Raw genomic sequence first — 17,415 nt, forward strand, 5'->3', positions numbered from 1 at the left:
CTGCCACTCCTTATCGAATTTAGGCATAATCCCGCGGACCATGAGCTTCCCACTCAATGCCGAAGTCGGCGCTTTCGCCGGGCCCGAGCTTGTACAGCGGCGAGAGGACTTCCAGCTCCACGAGCCAGGCGTCTGGGTAAAACCCGTCCAATTGGCCCAGTGGTTGCGGAAGCGGGGACTGGGTCCACAGCTCAACCCTGGACCCGGCGTCAGGGTAGCGGGCGGTCTCGTCCACCTTCACCCGCAGCTGCAAACTTTCGCCGCCTGGGCCAGACCAAGCGACATGTCCAGTTGCGTTCGGAAAGCCAAACTTCGCCACGCCCGGTGCAACCGGCAATCGGGCAACGCCGTCTGCAACGGTCACATCCACCGAGCCTGCGTAGCGTCCAAGGTCAATGGGCTCAGCGTCCGTCGAGACTGCGACGTCAACCACTCCCCCGGCTGATGTGTCGGTTTGCACCACCTCCCACAGTGACCACTCCACAGTCCGGTTGGAGACATTCAGGAAACGGATGGCCTCATGGAAACTGGTGGACCCTGCGGTGAAAGTGAACTCGCGTGTGATGCACAACCCTGTGTGGGCGTCGAGGGAGCTGACCATCGTCACGACCAGCGACCCTGAGATACGCGCAGTGGTGATTGACCACACCCCCGAGTCAAGTACGTCGTCCGGAGGCCCCGGCCACTGGTGAATCCCATCCCAGCCCTGCGGGGCCGGCCATGTCTTCGAACCGCCAACGTTTGTCCAGGAAGGAAATGTTCCGTCCACGACCGGCCAGGCTGACCGTGGCACAAGAGCTCTCAAGGAAGCGTCGAAGATCCGCGGATTTACCCAGAGAAGCTCATGCCCCTCTGAGCGCAGGGACAGCAGCCGGCCCCCGACCGAGGGCAGAAAAACTGCCCGCAGAGGACCAGTGCGCACCTCGAGGAGGGCAAGATCAGGATCACCACTGTCCCGCCACGCCGATGTCACGGCCTCCTCCGGAGCTGCCCCGTTTACGTTCGGGCGGCTCAGTCGAACTCTTCGGGTGACCATGCGTCCCGCCAGTCGATGCGAGGCACGTCGCCATCGAAATTGATGGGGAGCCAGACATAGTCGGCAAGACGAAGGTCGGACTGATGCTGCACAGATTCGTCAGCTTGCTCGGTCTCTGGGGCCTCCCCGCTGAACAATCGACGGTACCGATCGGTTTGGTTGGACTCCTCCGGCGAAAGATCAGGGAGCCAACGGTCCCCCAAAGCGATGAAAAGGTCACGTTTGAGCGGGTGCCGGAAGACGGAACCGATCTGTGTCCGATAGGAGGTCCCACTGGTGTCATCCGGATGCGGATCACCCAGGACAGTCCAAGGCCCATGGTACGAATCGGCTACTGCTACCTCCGATGCATTGGGGAAGTATCCCGACGTCCCCGACGTGATGAGGTAGTGCTTTGAACCTCTGCGGAAATAGGCGGGGGCCTCCCGCACATCCGGCGGGCCCGGCTGCGGAAAGTGCGTCGAGTAATAGCCAGTGACCCCGGTGTAGTCGGGAGTGAGATCTGCGCAGATCAACTCGCTGTGGACCCGCTCGAAGTAGTAGTAAGCCTTCCCGTCCGTCGGGTCGACTACCAGGTCGAAGTCGCCTGCATTCATGCCCAGCGGCTTGAGGCCGGTGGTGACGATTTCGTATGGGCCAAGGAGATGATCTGCGGTAAGCACGGTGGTCCGCTGATTGAGGCCCTCACCCATGATTTTCACCCAGCACACGTATTTGCCGGTCTCCGGGTGCTTAATGATGTGGGGGCGATCCAGCAGTTTCGTGGGGTGCAGCGGCGAGTCAATGTCGTCCGGAGTGGGCGGGATGATCAGGCCACGGTCTTCCCAATTGACCAGGTCGGTCGAGGAATAACAGCGGATCCCCCAGTGCCAGATGCCCGACCCGGGTGCCGTCCGTTCCTTGTTCTCGCCGTACCAATAAAAGACTCCATCCTCGAAAAGGATGGATCCTGCGTGCGCTTGGATCCGGTTGCCGTTGGTGTCGAGCCATGGCTGCCCGGGGAATATTTTGGACATATTACGTTCTTTCGGAAGTGGTCTGACTGTGTGGGAAATGGGACTTTATTAGACGAGTTCGACAAAATCGGCGTCGAATGGTCCGAGTGTGAAACTGTTCTGGTATTCGCGGTCGTAAAGGATGCTCCGGGAACTCCCGCTCGAAGTAATCGGCTTACTGACCCCGTCCAGGTTGACGTAGAGAATATGGGTTTCATCGATCTGTCGAGCGAGGACGCCGGGTGGTACTTCAAGAGCTGGCCGGATGTTTGTGTGTTTTATCTCCGAGTCCAGGATGGCGTCGAACAAGGGCCGTCGTGCCGGCAGGCCAAGGCAAACCGCGCGGCCCTTCCCGAACCTATTTACGGTAGCCACCGGATAGTCACGGTCGAGGCCAGCGATTGAGGCCAGCACGTTGGCTCCCCGCAGGTGGATCTCATCGAAGCGCGGCGCTTCTGCTATGATTCGTGCTTCGCCAATATCGATGTCCAGGTGCTGGCCTGCCATTCGTTTGGTGCTCAGCTCGTTGAGTAATTCCGGTTCCTGGTAGGACCCGAGCCGTACTCCGAAGACATCGTGAAGGAGTCCCGGCCTCGTGGTGCTGAAGACTTGTCCGGTGGCGCTTGCAACGGCAGAGTAGGACGTCATGATGGCGGTTCCGCCTTCTGCAACGAAGCGGCGGATGTTGGCCGCGGACACCTCGTCGATGAGTGCGGCGCCGGGAATGACGAGGATCTTGTAGTCCAGGGTGCTGCGGCGCAGGTCCACGATCCGCTGGTCCAGGTTGCGTTCGAGGACAGCATTGAAACACGTCTGGAGTTGTTGGTCGTGCTTTTCCGGGAACGGGGCACTGGCGAGCTGGCTGTCGAATGAGAATGCCAGCGCAATCTCGGCTTGGGGAAGGTAGGGAAACCCGAAGTTTTGGATCTTGGCGAACTCTTCAGCGATCTGCCGATACTCGTCGTATTTTCGGTTGGGCTCGCCGTCCCAATCAATCATCCCCTGCAGGTATTGTTCCTCTCCACCATGCATCGACTGCCAAGTCCAACCGCAGACCATCTGGTTTCCGGAGAGAAGCGAGGCGTAGGCGTTTTTCCGCACGGACCCTGGAACAGCGGTCATGGTTGTGAACTCTGTGCACCAGAACGGGCTATGACTCTCGAACTGAATGCGGGCAAGCCCAAGCAGGGCCTCGCAAAGCCCCGCGTTGTTCACGAGCGAATACCCAGGGTAGAACCCCATCCCGCCCCGGCTCATCCTGCCGGTGTAGGCGATCTCTGCGTAGTCGAAGTAGCGTCCGTCTTCTTTGTAGTACCAGGCGTTCGTGGTCAAGAGCGCTCCGGGCGCGTTCTGCTCGACCAGTTGCATAACGGACAACAGAAACTCGTTGATCTCGTCTGAGACGAAGCGGCGGAAGTCCAGGACCCGTTCCGGGGCGCCCTCAATCGACCCCGACCTCGGGAGTCCGACCTCATCGAAGTCACCGATGCGACGTGACCATCGCTGGCCCGCCCAGGCGTAATTCAGGCTTTCAGCAGTTCCGTATTTCTTTCGAAGCCAGCCGATGAAGCGCCACCGAACCGACTCGCTGTACGAATAGGGCCCATCACCCGGTTCGTTGTCAATGCCGAATGCCAGTAGGGCCGGGTGATCGGCGTATCGCAGCGTCAGCTTGTCAGTGAACCGCAAAGCGTGCTCCCGATAAGCCGGGTCGCCGACATCGACCATGTACCGCGTATTGGGATACAGCCGGTTCCCGCTTGAGTCCGTAACGTCCATAGTGGGGTGTTTCCGGTGGAGCCAAAGAGGCGCCGGCCGGAGTGCGACGTCGAGGATTACGCCGATTCCTGCCTCATGCATGAGATCCATGACGCGATCAAACCATTCGAACTCAAAGTGCCCGTCCTTGGGTTCGTAACTGTCCCACGCGAGGTGCCCAAGCCTAACAACGGTCAGACCGGCCGCCGACATCATGCTGACATCGCGTTCCCACTGTTCGGGCCCCGAATCATGCGGGTGGTAGTTGGCGCCGACGTAAAGACGGGGTGATGAGACTCCGGGTGTTTGCGGGGGTTTGGTCACAATGCTTCCTGGTCTTTGATGATTTGGGGCCTTCCCCGTGTTTCCCTATACACGGGGAAGGCCCAGGACGAAGCCCTTAGGAGCCTTCGTTAACCTGCAGGCGGATGCTGTCGTACATGATGCCGCCCATTGGCGCCATCCAGTTATCGGCGATGGGGACCTCCGGCGGCCGGACGTTGGCGAGTGTGATCACGTTCTCCCCGTCCTGGATTAGCGTCGCCGGGAACTTGATGGTTTGGAGCCTCCGGTACATTGAACGCGCAGTAAGCCGGTAAGAGGAATTGTCTCCGGGGACGCCGGGCAATGGGTCGAAGGTGGCAATAGGGGTTCCGTTGAGCGTGACAGCCAGAGTCGCATACACCTGGGCAGCCAACGCGATGTCAAGATAGCCGGTACCGCGCTGATACCGGTGGGCGTCGAAACGGATCTTCCAGGTTTCTAGCGAAGTATCCGGGGTGGTACCACGCCATTCGAGCTGCTTTGCCGTCCCCGGTGTCCTCAGCCCAGGGTGGAAGTAGTTCCACTTCTTCGCTGGATCGTCGACACCAACTTTGAAATCGACGCCGTTGGGGAAGTCATAGGGGTACTCCAGCCACGTCAGGTTTTCCCTAAAGCCGGTGGGCCCCCCGTGGATGAAGAACTCCTCCGAAGATCGATCCGGTGTCCCGATCTGCCACAACGTGGGGCCATAACTTTCGGGACGCCACATGTGTATGCCGGTGTCGATGCTCGTGCCGGCCGGGACGGTGATGTTCTCCTTCCGGTACTCCCCCATCGCGCCCTTGGTGAAAGCGGCCAGTGTGTAGTTGCCGGGCCGAACAGCCGGGATGCTGAACCTGCCGCCCGGGCCGATTTTGGCCGCGTACGTGTAGTCGAGGCTCAGGTACTGCCAATCCGTCCCGTCCAGGGTTACACCCCGGAAATCGCGGTCAGGTCCTGGCTGGTACAGGATGGCCCAGCCATTGTCGACAGCCCCCAGGGAAGCCACATTGAGCTTGCCAGTGACGGTCGAACGCTCCTTGGCCGCATAGATCGGCTCGGTGACCCACTGGTACGGCCACGCGGCCTGTTCGCGGTCCGCTGCACGCTTCGCGTCATCCCAAAGGACAGCGGCATTCGCGCGCTCGTCGCCCACGGCAGCCTCGCCCACATGGAGGTAGAAGGGTCCGTATACTTTTTCCCAGCCTCGAGCTGGCTGGGTGTCGGGCTCGCCGTAGTGGCCCGTGAGCGGGTGCCAGAGCAGGATCATGCCCTCGTAGTAGTCGTGGCACGTGAGCTCCGGGCGCGTCGGGGCACCAAACGCTTCCTTGCTCGCTTGAACGAGGGAGAGCCCCAGCTTGCCATTGGAGATCATGAAGACGTGGTTGTCTCCCTCAAGGCTCGTGGAGTTCTGGTACTTGGAATAGATCGAACCGTCCGGCAAGACCTCAGTCGAATCCTGGAGGACTGTCCAGTTCTTGGTGTCTTCGATGCTCGGACGCTGCTGAATCCCACGTTCGTCGTCAACGACGAACCATTTGAAGGCGGGATCATCGGCCGCAAAGGCATATCGCAACTGCCCGAACCTGAGGCCGTCCGGCATGTTTTCCGTGTACTTGGTGATCCAGTACTGGTAAAGCCCTGACGATCCTCGTTCGAGTGCGATTCGGATGTCCACGTAGAACGTGTTTTTCGTGGGGTCGTTCGAGAGGATGGAGACCTCGATACGGTCCGGGATCTGGCTGACAACACTGAAGGCTCCTCCTTTCATTCCGGTCGACCTGGCCGCCCCGGAATAGTCAAAGGTCGTGTACCCGTGGCCATGGGAGCCGCCCAGGAGATTTAGGCCCGAGTTGCCTTGCGTACTGCCGACGAGGTAAAGGTTCTTGATGTCCGCACTCGCCTTGACGACATCGAACTGGACGATTCCGTTACTAAGGGTTACGGTCAGCCCGTTGTCGATGATCGTAACGTCGGGGCCATTCGCGGCCGAGGCGCGGGCAGAAGCGTAGACAGGCAGGACGGCTGCCGCCCCCATCAGTCCTAGAAGGGTACGGCGGGCGATGGAATGGGGCATGGAAGGTCTCCTTTGCGTCGTTGCATGTCAGGGAATGCCAACCAAACATAAGAACTGAATCGTTTCATTCATGTAGGGCATTATGGAAGAACTCTGTTGAAGAGGTCAGCCTTTGAGGCCTTGGGTGGAGACGCCTTCGACGATGTAGCGCTGGAACACCAGGAAGAAGATCAGTATGGGGAGCAGGGCCAGGACGGACATGGCGATCATGGCTCCGTAGTCCGAGGACTGGGTCTGGTCCACGAACAGGCGCAGGGCCAGGGGCAGCGGGTATTTTTCCGGGGTGTTCAGGTAGAGCAGGGGGCCGAGGAAGTCGTTCCAGCTCCAGATGAAGGAGAAGATCGAGGTGGAGATCAGGGCCGGTTTCATCAGCGGGAGCATGATGGAGGTGAAGATCCGGACGTGGCCTGCACCGTCGATGCGTGCGGCTTCGTCGAGTTCGGCCGGGAGGTTGCGCATGAACTGGACCATGAGGAAGACGAAGAACGCGTCAGCGGCGAGGAATTTGCCGATCAGCAGCGGGATGTAGGTGTCCACGAGGCCGAGCTGGTTGAAGATGATGTACTGCGGGATGATCACCACGTGGAAGGGCAGCAGGAGGGTGGCGATCATCATGCCGAAGAAGATGCTGCGGCCGGGGAACTTGATCCTCGCGAACGCGTACGCAGAGACGGACGCGGAGAGGATGGTGCCGACGACGGCGCCGATGGCCAGGATCAGGGAGTTGGTGAAGAACTGCAGGGTGGTCACCCCGCCGATTCCATCCATGGCCGTGATGAAGTTGTCGAAGCTGAAGTTGTTGGACCACAGCGAGGTGTTCGTTCCGCCGATTTCGGAGTTCGGCTTGAAGGACGAGGCGATCATCCACAGGCCCGGGTAGAGGACTATTGCCGTGAGGGCGATGGCGACGATGTGGAAGGCTGCGCTCTTGGCCCGTTTGGTCCCGACCGATTCGGCCTTGGGGTTGTAGTGCGGCGCCTGCGCGTCCGGTGTGGACTGGGTGGGGGTTGCCATGGTTGTCATTTTGCGTCTCCGCTGTAGTGGACCCAGGACTTGGAGGTGCGGAAGATGATCAGGGTGATGATGCCGACGACAATCAGGAGCAGCCAGGCCATCGCCGAGGCATAACCCATCCGGAAGTCGCTGAAGCCGCGCAGGTACAGGTAGAGGGTGTAGAAGAGGGTGGAGCCGGCGGGGCCGCCTTCACCGTTGGAAATGATGTAGGCCGAGCTGAAGATCTGGAACGCGTGGATGGTTTCCATCAGCAGGTTGAAGAAGACCACCGGGGAGAGCATGGGCCAGGTGATGTTGAAGAACTTCCGTACCGGGCCGGCACCGTCCATGGACGCTGCTTCGTACAGGTCAGCCGGGATCTGCTTGAGGCCGGCGAGGAAGATCACCATCGGGGCACCGAACTGCCAGACGGTCAGCAGGATGAACATCGGCATGGTCATGGACGGGTTGCCCACCCAGCCGCCGAGGTTGATCCCGAAGAAGGACAGGCCCTGGTCCACCGGACCGGAATCGCCGAACATCGCCTTCCAGACGATGGCGATGGAAACGGACGCGCCGATCAGGGACGGGGCGTAGAACGCGGACCGGTAGAAGCCCTGGCCCTTGCGCGCACTGTTCAACAGCATCGCCACGGCCAGCGCGGCGGCGAGCTTGAGCGGAGTACCGAAGACCACGTAGCCGACGGTCACGCCCACCGACTGCAGGAACCGCTCGTCCTGGAACATGGTGGTGTAGTTGTCCAGGCCGATCCACTTGGGCGGATCGAAGAGGTTGTAGTTGGTGAAGGACAGGTACAGCGAGGAAACCATCGGACCTATGGTCAGGACGATGAATCCCAGCAGCCAGGGCAGCAGGAAGGTGTAGCCGGCGCGGGCGTCCGCCCCCCGCTGCCGCGACTTGCGCGGCTGCGAGGGAGCGGACTGCGTCGAACGCCTGCTCAGGGTTGGGCTTTGAGTCACGAGTTCAATCCGTCAGTTGGGAACGCCAGGGCAGATAATAGAACTGCTCAGGCGTTCTGCTTGATGAGGTCTTCGGCTTCCTTGAACCACGCGTCCGCTGCGCCGTCCACGGTGACCTTGCCGTAGTTCAGCTCGGAGCTGATGCGCTTGAAGGAAGCTTCCAGCGTGCCGAAGCCGACGATGGGCGGCTCGGGGGCGTCCTTGAGGTACTTCTCAATGGACTTCTCGTAATCCACCACGAACTTGTCGGTGCCCTCAAAGGTAGTGCCGTCGCGCTGGGTCTTGGAGGCCGGGACGCCGCGGGAGGTCTTGAAGATCTGGCCAACCTCGGGATCGTTGACCATGAAGTCGATGAACCGGGCAGCAGCTTCCTTGTACTTGGTCTTGGCGCTGGCGGACATCAGCATGGAGGGCTTGGGAAACAGGCCCAGGTTATCCGGATCATCGGAGGGAACCGGCACGAGCTTGAGTTCCTTGGCACCGCTGTCGGCAAGGTAGGCGGCCATGAAGTTATCCCAGGTGACCTCGGTGGCGGTGACATTCGAGCCGAATGGGGACTTGGGCAGCAGCTGGTTGGTGCGTTCTTCCGACACGATGGCGGGGGTCCCGCGCAGGTCGGCGGTGAGCTTCCACCACTTCTTCAGGTCATCCTTGGTGAAGCCGAGCTTTCCGTCCTCGGTGAAGGCTTCGATCTTGTTCTGGCGCAACCAGATGTTGAACATCCACCACACGCCGGTGTAGTCCGTGCCGCCGAAGAGCGCCCCGCCGCCCTTGGCTCCAACCTCGGCCAGGAAGGCGTTGTATTCCTTGTAGGTCCAGGTGCCGTCCGGCTCCTTGATGCCCAGCGAAGAGAGCTTGGCCGGGTCGTAGTACACGGCAAAAACGTTGGTGCTGGTGGGGATGCCGTAGGTCTTGCCACGGACCTGGCCCGAGGGCAGGAGGGTCTTATCGAAGGCGTCCGTGTTGATCTTGACCGTGCCCAGGTCCAGGAGCTGGTTCCGCTGGCCGTAGTCCCGCAGGTACGAGAGGTCAAACTGCATCACGTCCGGCAGTCCCCCGCCGGCGGCCTCGGTGGCACGCTTCTGCCAGTATCCACCAAAGTCCGTGAAGTTGCCGTTGACCTTGATGTCCTTGTTCTTTTCCTCGAACAGGGCAATGGCCTTGCGGGTGCGCTCGGCACGGTCGTCGTTGCCCCACCAGCTGTAGTTGAGGGTGACCGGGTTCTCCGCCGAGCCGGTCTCCCCGGCCGTGGTGCTGGAACCTGTCCCGCAGGCCGCCAACGCTGCGGCGGATGCCGTGCCGACGGCCACGGTGGTGAGGAAATGCCTTCTGTTGATCATGAGAGCCTCCTTGCTCAAGTCGTGTCCTTCAGACGCTCGACTGCCGTTACTTAGTGAATTTAGTTACCCGTTTGCAGCGAGAATTCCTGCAATCCAAACCGGGTTCGAGCCGCCCGGACAATCGACCAAGCGATCCATGGTCTGGATGATGTCGGTCCGTGACCGGTCACGTAATCGTAGGCGGCCCAGTGAGACGATGTCAATGGCGGCCCCCAAAGATGCGTGGTTAGGCGGATTCCCGCCAAACCACTACCGGGCTGACGGTGCGAGTGATGGAGGCGGAAGGCATCGGCTCGCTGGCAAAGAGGTCCGCGAGGATGGAGGCTGCCTCAGCCGCGACGGCGTGGGTCTCCAGTGACAGCGTTGTAAGCGTTGGACTGATCGCTTCACCAAGGGAGAGTCCGTCAATCCCGACTATCCGGACCGTCCCCGGCACGTCAACTCCCAGCATGTGAGCACCCTGTACGGCTCCCATCGCCATCAGATCGTTAAACGCGAGCACAGTGTCAATCTGGGGATCCTGCGCAAGCAGCCTCCTAAGACCATCCACACCTCCAGCGATCGTTTCTGGTTCCGCCACGACGGGGCAAGGTGATCCGACCGCCTCCTCGAAGAAATGGCGACGTGGAGACCCGACGACGACTCCATGCGAAGTTGGCCTCGAGGAGTCGATCATGGCAAAGCGGCGCGCGCCTTTGGCACGGAGTGCCGCTACCAGGCCCCGAATCCCGGCCCTAAAGTCGATTTCAACCGAATGCACTCCGGGCGTCGACGCGCGTTCCTCCAATTGAACGATAGGCACGCCCCGGGCTGCCGGCGCGAACATCGCCGGGGGGTCCAGGAAGTAGCCAATAATGGCATCGGCTTGCGACGCCATGGAACGAACCGCTTCGGCTTCGCCTTGATCGGCCGTCCCGACGACCACCTGCCAGTCCCGGCTTCGCAGCTCGCCGACAAAGGCATCCGCGAGTTGCGCGTAGTAGGGGTTGCGGAACGTCCCTACAATCAATCCGACGGCGTGAGTCCTTTGTCGTGAGAGGTCGATCGCGAACCGGTTTGGCCGGTACCCGAGTTCCTCAACCGTCCGCATAACACGTTGCCGGGTCTCCACACTGATTTCTGGCATGTCATTTATCGCGCGGGTCACCGTCTGGCGTGAGACACCGGCAGCGCGGGCGACGTCCCGGATGGTCACACGACCCGGCTGCGCACCCGTCCCCGCAGACCCGCTCTTGGGACGTCCGCCGTCTGGTTCTGCCGAAAGGACCGGGGTGTCGCTCATTGCTGCCCGCGCCCACAGGAATTGCCCATGAGCAAACTATAGTCTGGCGAACATTTCGTTCAGCACAAGCCTCACCAGCGTGAGGTTGATACATCACCACCGCGCGGCGTCGGTCGCCAGCATTGTAGGTATTTCTTGAAACTGCCGGCCCACAGGAAAGCTTCACGCGAGCCGCACCGTTGACATTGGCGTCCGGGCTACTTAGCATTACGTGACCGGTCACGGACATACGTGAGCCTAGTCACGGGGCGCAGAGGCGCCCGCACGGAAAACCTATCCCCCATGGCAGAAGCCAGAGATGGATTCGACGATGAATCGTGCAAGACAACTGATCCCTGCGTTGCTTACAGCGGGGGTGATGCTCGCCGGCGTGGCGCTACCCGCCTCCCCCGCGAACTCCGCCCCTTCCATCGGACCCGCATCCGACGCCCGCGGCCCCGACGACGCCGCGCCTTTCCAACTCGAACAGCTTGATCGCGGCCTGGTTGCCGTGAGCACCGACGAAGGGGTGTTCCTCAGTTGGCGGCTGCTCGGCTCGGAGGCGACGGGCCCCACGGAAACCGGCCTGGCTGGACCGGACTTCACCGTTTACCGCGACGGACAGGCAATCGCGACCGTGACGGACAGCACCAACTTTGCCGATCCGGACGGCACGCCGACCTCGAGTTACACGGTCGCCGCGGTCGTGAGCGGCGTCGAGCTGGAGCCAAGCGCACCTGTCACCGCGTGGCAGAACGGATACCACGACGTACCGCTGCAGAAGCCCGCCAACGGGGTCACCCCTGCGGGCGAGGCCTTCACCTACCACGCCTTTGACGCCTCGGCCGCGGACGTCGACGGTGACGGCGCATACGAACTAGTGGTGCTGTGGAACCCCTCCAATCAGAAGGATGTTTCACAGAAGGGCTATACCGGCACCGTCTACGTCGACACGTACGAGCTCGACGGCACCCTGCTCAACCGCCTCGACCTCGGCCCAAACATCCGGGCCGGCCAGCACTACACACAGTTCATGGTCTACGACTTCGACGGCGACGGCCGCTCCGAAACCATGCTCAAGACCGCTCCCGGAACAAAGTCCACCGGGTACAACGCCGACGGCACAGTCGCGAACGAGGGCTACGTGACGATGCCCAAGTCGGACCTCGACGCGGGATACGCACACACTGACGACTATCGGCTCAGTGCTGAGGGCTACCAGGCTCACTTGGTGTCAATGCTCCAGGGCTGGAGCGAACACCCAGAAGTGAAGGCCGGAAACTGGCCGTCCACCGTTGAGGAGGCGCTCGGCATTCCAGTGACGCACGAGTACCCACTCTCCGAACAAAGCGCCGTTGACCTGACCAACTACTTCATCGACGTGTACGCGCCTTCCCGCAGCCCACGAAACCTGCTGCGCCAGTTCGAGGGCTTCATCCTCGACGGCCCCGAATACCTGACCGTATTCGACAGCGCCTCAGGCAAGGAACTGCAGACCATCCCGTACAAACCAGGACGAGGAGATGACGGCCTGCTGTGGGGCGACTACGCGTATGGCGTCATCGAACCGGGCAACCGCGTCGACCGCTTCATCGCCGGTGTGGCCTACCTGGACGGCAAGCGGCCCTCGGCTGTCTTCGCCCGCGGTTACTACACCCGGATGACCATGGTGACCTACGACTGGGACGGCAAATCACTGAAAGAGCGCTGGTTCGTCGACAGCGGCCACGTCCCCATGAGCAATCCCTTTAATGACACCCCCCACGGCCGGGAGGGAACCGATCCGAAGTGGGGATCGATGTCTTCCCAGGGCTTCCACTCGCTCAGCGCTGCTGACGTCGACGGCGACGGGAAGCACGAGATCGTCTACGGCTCCGCCACCCTCGATGACGACGGGAGTGTTCTCTACAGCTCCTACGCCACACTGCCCGAAGGTAGCGCCGCACCGGGAACGGTTGCGAAACTCGGCCACGGCGACGGCATGTACGTCACGGACATCGATCCGAGCCGCCCCGGGCTGGAGATCTTCACCGTGCACGAAAGCGCCCGCAACGCCCCCTACGGCACGGCGATGCGTGACGCCGCCACGGGCCAGGTGCTGTTCGGAGCCTATTCCGGTAAAGACACGGGCAATGGACTGGTCGGCGACGTGCGCACTGACGTCCCTGGCCTCGAGGTCTGGGCGTCAATGCCGGCAGGAACTACCGCGAGCGGCCTCCTCAGCGCAAAGGGCGAAATCCTGTCCACCAAGAAGCCGGACCTGGTGGACGCCACCATTCACTTCGCCGCTGAGCCCACCACCCAAACGATCTCAGGAGACAGGGACGGTGCAAAGCGCATCGTCGACTGGGAACGTGGCACCTTGCTGACCGAAGACGACACCTCAGGCAACCCGCCGCTGGTCGCCGACATCCTCGGCGACTGGCGCGAAGAGCTCCTCATCCACACCAAGGACTCGACGAAGATGCGCATCTACACGAGCACTGAGCAAACAACGCACAAGCTCACTACTCTGATGCACGACAAGCAGTACCGCGCCGAGATTGCCCGCCAGAACACCGTCTACAACTACCCCACGCAAGTGGGCTTCTACTTGGCGAGCGACACCGACTGGTCAACCGTGCCCATCCTCACCACCCCGGTGACACCGGAGGAGCCCAAGTTCATCGACGAGAGCGATTTGATCGTTGTGCCGCCGAGCGACAACGTCGATTACTACGTCGACGGCATGAAGGTGGCAGCCGGTGGGCATAAGGCGCCCTCCGCAACGGTGACGGTGGCGGCTGTGCCGAAGTCGTACTTCGCAGTGGCCGACGACGCGGACGCTAGCTGGACCCACCACTTCAGCCAGCGCTAAATACCGGGCAGTAGCCCATCAGACGACCGCTCCGGACGCCGCACCTCCTTGCCGGCGTTCGGAGCGGTCCCCCAATAAATGGAGATCACATGACTGTGAAACGAAATACCAGAATAGGCAGGTCGGGCGGCGTAGTCCTCACTGCTGTCGCGCTGGGAGCCGCGTTCATTTCGGTCCCGGCTACGACGCATGCGGCCGAACCCGACCTAAGATTTGATTTCGGTGGGCCCTCCTCGCCTGTCGAGGCAGGCTGGACCCAGGTAGCGGCGGGCAGCACCTACTCGTCCTCGCTCGGATACGGATTCCTCGCAGGGGGAACGAGCTTCCGCGACCGCACCAGCACGGGCTCTTCGATGGAGCGGGACTTCGTCAACGGCGCCTGGGAGTTCGCGGTCGACCTCCCCAACGGAACCTATGAGGTCACCACGTGGAGTGGTGACCTCATCGCGGGCAATACGACCGATTTCACCGTCGAGGGCGTAAAGTATACGAGCAAGACCGCCACCGGGGCCCTGGACAAGCACGTAACGACCGTGCAGGTCTCCGATGGCCGGTTGAACGTATTAGGAGCGCGCGACGGACGGATCAACGGCCTTCTCGTCCAGGCACCTGTCGCGGTGCCCGCCTCCCTGACTGCCGACGTCGATACCTCAGACAATCCGAGCGTCTCCCTGACCTGGGGGGCGGTGGCAGGCGCGACCAGTTACGAGATCTACCGTTCGACCGAGTCGACCGAACTCGAATCAGTGGGCACAACAACCGAGCCGCTTTACCTCGATGAGAACGTGGAAGTCGGTGAGCCGTACAGCTATGCGGTCCGTGCAATTTCGGGCGACCGCCAGTCCGAGCGCAGCGAGGCCCTTGCCGTCAGCGTGATCGATGCCAGCGTTCCGGTGCCGGCAGCGCCTAGCGGCCTCTCCGTTCCATCGATCGCGGAACGCGAGCTTACCCTCGCATGGACGGATGACTCCGCGGTGCAGCGATGGCGCGTCTACCGGACCACCAGGGAAGACATCCCCTTCTCGCTCGTAGCAACCACCACCGAGCCGACCTGGACCGACTCGGACGTCCTCACCACCCGGCCCTTCCTTTACCGCATCGTTGCCGTGAACAGCGGTGGCTACTCGTCGCCGTCGGAAACGCTGAGCACTGCAGTAACCACCACGCTCGTCCGCGACATGGAGTATCTTGACCGGGCGCCCGTCGGCGTTGTTGTCGACGGCGGCATCTACCTCGGCTGGCGCCTCCTGGGCGGAGACGATCGGCAGCTCGCGTTCAACGTCTACCGCGATGATGTGCGCGTCACGCCGGAACCCATTGTCGGCGCGACCAACTTCGTTGACCCTGACGGCGACGCCAATTCGCATTACGTGGTTACCGCAATCGACGGCGACCGGGAGGTCGCTGTCACCGAGGAATTCCAGCCACGGGCTGAGCAATACCTCGACATCCCGATCAAGTCACCGGGCGAGGGGTACCGCGCTGCCGACGCGAGCGTCGGCGACCTCGACGGCGATGGCACCTATGAGATCATTTTCTCCTGGAACCCTGCCAACTTCCCGGACAACTCGATTGCCGGCTTCACGCAGAACCAGTACCTCGACGCCTACAAACTCGACGGCACGCAGCTCTGGCGCATCGACCTGGGCCGCAACATCCGGGCAGGTGCGCACTACACCCAGTTCCAGGTCTTCGACTACGACAGCGACGGCCGCGCCGAGATCGCCTTCAAGACCTCGGACGGCGTCGTGGACGGAACCGGGCAGGTGCTCGGTGACCCGAACGCCGACCACCGCGACTCCACCGGCCGGGTCCTCTCCGGACCCGAATGGCTCTCGATCTTCAACGGTCTCACTGGCGCCGAAATCGACACCGTCGAGTTCATTCCGCAGCGCGGCAACGTGGCTGATTGGGGCGACGCCTACGGCAACCGCGTGGACCGCTTCCTCGGCGCCACGGCGTACCTGGACGGCGTACACCCGAGCCTCATCATGAGCCGCGGGTACTACACCCGCACCGTCATCGGCGCATGGGACCTGGTGGACGGGAAACTGCAGTCGCGCTGGGTCTTCGACAGCAACGACTGGGGTAAGGAGTACGAGGGCCAGGGCAATCACAACCTCGCCCCCGCCGACGTCGACCGCGACGGCCAGGACGAAATCGTCTTCGGGGCAATGACCATCGACGACGACGGGACTCCCCTGTACAACACACACCTCTACCACGGTGACGCACTCCACGTAGCCGACCATGATCCGTCGCGGCCGGGTCTGGAGGTCTTCAGCGCCTTCGAGGATATCCCCCACAATGGCGGCATCGGTTCGGCGTTGAGGGACGCTGAAACCGGTGAGGTGCTTTACTCGACGCCGGCCACCGAAGACACCGGACGTGGTTCGGCAGGCGACATCGACCCGAACTACCCGGGCAATGAAACCTGGGCCATCGGCGGCGACGTCTACAACTCGCCCACGGGAACCATGAAATCCGCGGCCGGCGAGCTGATCTCCGAAGCGATCCCGCCCGCCCTCTTTACCTCATGGTGGGACGGTGACCTCCTCCGCGAGATCCCGGATGTGACCGAGTTCAACACAACAACGCAGCGGGGCATTCCTGTGATCCGCAAGTGGAATCCGGAGACCAAGACCACCGACATCATCCTGCGGGACGACGAGCTGTGGTCGGTCGACGGCACCAAGGCTGCTCCCATGATCCAGGCGGACCTGCTCGGTGACTGGCGCGAAGAACTGCTGTGGCCTACCCAGGACTACAGTGCGATGCGGCTGTACACAACCGTCGACGTCACTGAAACACGGCTGCCGACGCTCATGCACGACTCCCAGTACCGCACAGGAGTGGCGTGGCAAAACACGGCCTACAACCAGCCCCCGTGGCCGAGCTTCTTCCTCGGCACGGACATGGCAGCACCGCCGGTAGCGAACATCAAATACGTCGACGGGGACCGATGGACCGCTGAGACCTACTACCCGAAACCGACGTTCACACCAGAACCCGCGCTGAAGGAAACTCTCACCGAGCAGAACGAGGTCGACTTCGGACTGGGCAGCAAGAAATTCCCCCGCGGCTCATCCCAGGTCATCTTGAAGAATCTTAACCCGGGCCAATGGACCTACGTCTATCTCAACCAGAACGGCCTGGGCTGGCACAAAGCACTGGAAGATGGCACCGTCCAGGTGACAACGCCGGAAGGCACACGGCCCGCAGATAACCGGTTTGTCCTCTTCAATGCAGGCGGCGACCTCCGTGGATGGGACCGCATGGAAGTCACGGGACCAAAGTAGACAAGGCTAGGACCGGATAACCCCAAACGCCGGGACCAACAACAGGCCCGGAAAGCGGAGGAAGAGCCTGGAGAAAACGTCTCCAGGCTCTTCCTCCGCTACGTTTAACCGACCGCGGAACCTCGGTGCGCGCCCTGTGGTCCCCACGGAGGATGGCGACTGTGGCAATTAGAGTGAGGATCGGTTTTGAACATGTCGTACAAGACGTCAACGGCCGCCCACGCTGAAGCGCCCGGGCGGGTAAGCCACCCGAGCGCCTGTGCGACGTACTTTTCTACGGAATCACCACCACCGGTGTTTCGAACAACCAGCGTGGCAGAGGACATGTCGTTGAGGTTGGTGGTGGTTTTCAGTTCGGTGCGCCAGCTGCGTTGGGGTTCCCAGCCGAGCAGGTCGCGGGCTTTGGTGATGGAGAAGGCGGGGCTGGTGCCGGTCAGGCCGGCGGCCAGGGCTTCGCTTCCGGGCAGGAAGCGCGGCATCAGCTCGGCCAGTGGCGCCGTTGCGAGGGCGTCAGCT

General features: G+C 61.8%; 10 protein-coding genes and 1 pseudogene. 2 read left to right on the top strand and 9 right to left on the bottom strand.

The genetic code is table 11. The features are described 5' to 3' along the window. Positions 1 to 19: 19 nt before the first annotated feature. The 8 genes from ACLKOZ_RS21730 to ACLKOZ_RS21765 all read right to left on the bottom strand — a co-directional run bounded on the left by ACLKOZ_RS21730 (position 20) and on the right by ACLKOZ_RS21765 (position 10,764). Positions 20 to 607: a hypothetical protein gene (locus ACLKOZ_RS21730; RefSeq protein WP_436478259.1), complete on the bottom strand. Its 588-nt coding sequence runs from the start codon at positions 605 to 607 to the stop codon at positions 20 to 22. Between the two features lie 404 nt (positions 608 to 1,011). Next, on the bottom strand, positions 1,012 to 2,052 hold the full coding sequence (locus tag ACLKOZ_RS21735) for a family 43 glycosylhydrolase (RefSeq protein WP_436478261.1): 1,041 nt from the start codon (positions 2,050 to 2,052) through the stop codon (positions 1,012 to 1,014). Positions 2,053 to 2,100: 48 nt separating this feature from the next. Then, a complete protein-coding gene (locus ACLKOZ_RS21740) occupies positions 2,101 to 4,113 on the bottom strand; it encodes a beta-galactosidase (protein ID WP_436478262.1) in 2,013 nt (670 codons plus the stop codon). A gap of 76 nt (positions 4,114 to 4,189) precedes the next feature. Continuing rightward, positions 4,190 to 6,169: a polysaccharide lyase family protein gene (locus ACLKOZ_RS21745; RefSeq protein WP_436478264.1), complete on the bottom strand. Its 1,980-nt coding sequence runs from the start codon at positions 6,167 to 6,169 to the stop codon at positions 4,190 to 4,192. A gap of 105 nt (positions 6,170 to 6,274) precedes the next feature. Beyond that, positions 6,275 to 7,192 (bottom strand): carbohydrate ABC transporter permease, encoded by a 918-nt coding sequence (locus tag ACLKOZ_RS21750; RefSeq protein ID WP_436478265.1) that lies wholly within the window; start codon positions 7,190 to 7,192, stop codon positions 6,275 to 6,277. Next, positions 7,189 to 8,142 (bottom strand): carbohydrate ABC transporter permease, encoded by a 954-nt coding sequence (locus ACLKOZ_RS21755; RefSeq protein ID WP_337346027.1) that lies wholly within the window; start codon positions 8,140 to 8,142, stop codon positions 7,189 to 7,191. Before ACLKOZ_RS21755 ends, ACLKOZ_RS21750 begins: the two co-directional genes overlap by 4 nt. Before the next feature lie 47 nt (positions 8,143 to 8,189). Further along, positions 8,190 to 9,482 (bottom strand): ABC transporter substrate-binding protein, encoded by a 1,293-nt coding sequence (locus tag ACLKOZ_RS21760; protein ID WP_436478267.1) that lies wholly within the window; start codon positions 9,480 to 9,482, stop codon positions 8,190 to 8,192. A 226-nt stretch (positions 9,483 to 9,708) separates the two neighbouring features. Continuing rightward, positions 9,709 to 10,764 (bottom strand): LacI family DNA-binding transcriptional regulator, encoded by a 1,056-nt coding sequence (locus ACLKOZ_RS21765; protein WP_436478268.1) that lies wholly within the window; start codon positions 10,762 to 10,764, stop codon positions 9,709 to 9,711. Positions 10,765 to 11,074: 310 nt separating this feature from the next. On the opposite strand from ACLKOZ_RS21765, the gene ACLKOZ_RS21770 reads away from it, so the two are divergent. Together ACLKOZ_RS21770 and ACLKOZ_RS21775 are read left to right on the top strand one after the other, a co-directional pair. Further along, on the top strand, positions 11,075 to 13,600 hold the full coding sequence (locus ACLKOZ_RS21770) for a rhamnogalacturonan lyase (RefSeq protein WP_436478270.1): 2,526 nt from the start codon (positions 11,075 to 11,077) through the stop codon (positions 13,598 to 13,600). Positions 13,601 to 13,689: 89 nt separating this feature from the next. Further along, positions 13,690 to 16,899, top strand: a complete 3,210-nt coding sequence (locus ACLKOZ_RS21775) for a hypothetical protein (RefSeq protein ID WP_436478272.1) — start codon at positions 13,690 to 13,692, stop codon at positions 16,897 to 16,899. Positions 16,900 to 17,003: 104 nt separating this feature from the next. On the opposite strand, the pseudogene ACLKOZ_RS21780 reads toward ACLKOZ_RS21775, so the two are convergent. Further along, positions 17,004 to 17,415, bottom strand: a pseudogene (locus tag ACLKOZ_RS21780) (hypothetical protein); the annotation flags it as partial.

The sequence above is a fragment of the Arthrobacter sp. R4 genome, from assembly GCF_051365025.1.
Taxonomy (GTDB): Bacteria; Actinomycetota; Actinomycetes; order Actinomycetales; family Micrococcaceae; genus Arthrobacter.

Coding starts and splice junctions, on each gene's coding strand:
- ACLKOZ_RS21760 (WP_436478267.1), bottom strand. CDS start 9,482: ATGATCAACAGAAGGCATTTCCTCACCACCGTGGCCGTCGGCACGGCA.
- ACLKOZ_RS21750 (WP_436478265.1), bottom strand. CDS start 7,192: ATGACAACCATGGCAACCCCCACCCAGTCCACACCGGACGCGCAGGCG.
- ACLKOZ_RS21735 (WP_436478261.1), bottom strand. CDS start 2,052: ATGTCCAAAATATTCCCCGGGCAGCCATGGCTCGACACCAACGGCAAC.
- ACLKOZ_RS21775 (WP_436478272.1), top strand. CDS start 13,690: ATGACTGTGAAACGAAATACCAGAATAGGCAGGTCGGGCGGCGTAGTC.
- ACLKOZ_RS21765 (WP_436478268.1), bottom strand. CDS start 10,764: ATGAGCGACACCCCGGTCCTTTCGGCAGAACCAGACGGCGGACGTCCC.
- ACLKOZ_RS21770 (WP_436478270.1), top strand. CDS start 11,075: ATGAATCGTGCAAGACAACTGATCCCTGCGTTGCTTACAGCGGGGGTG.
- ACLKOZ_RS21745 (WP_436478264.1), bottom strand. CDS start 6,169: ATGCCCCATTCCATCGCCCGCCGTACCCTTCTAGGACTGATGGGGGCG.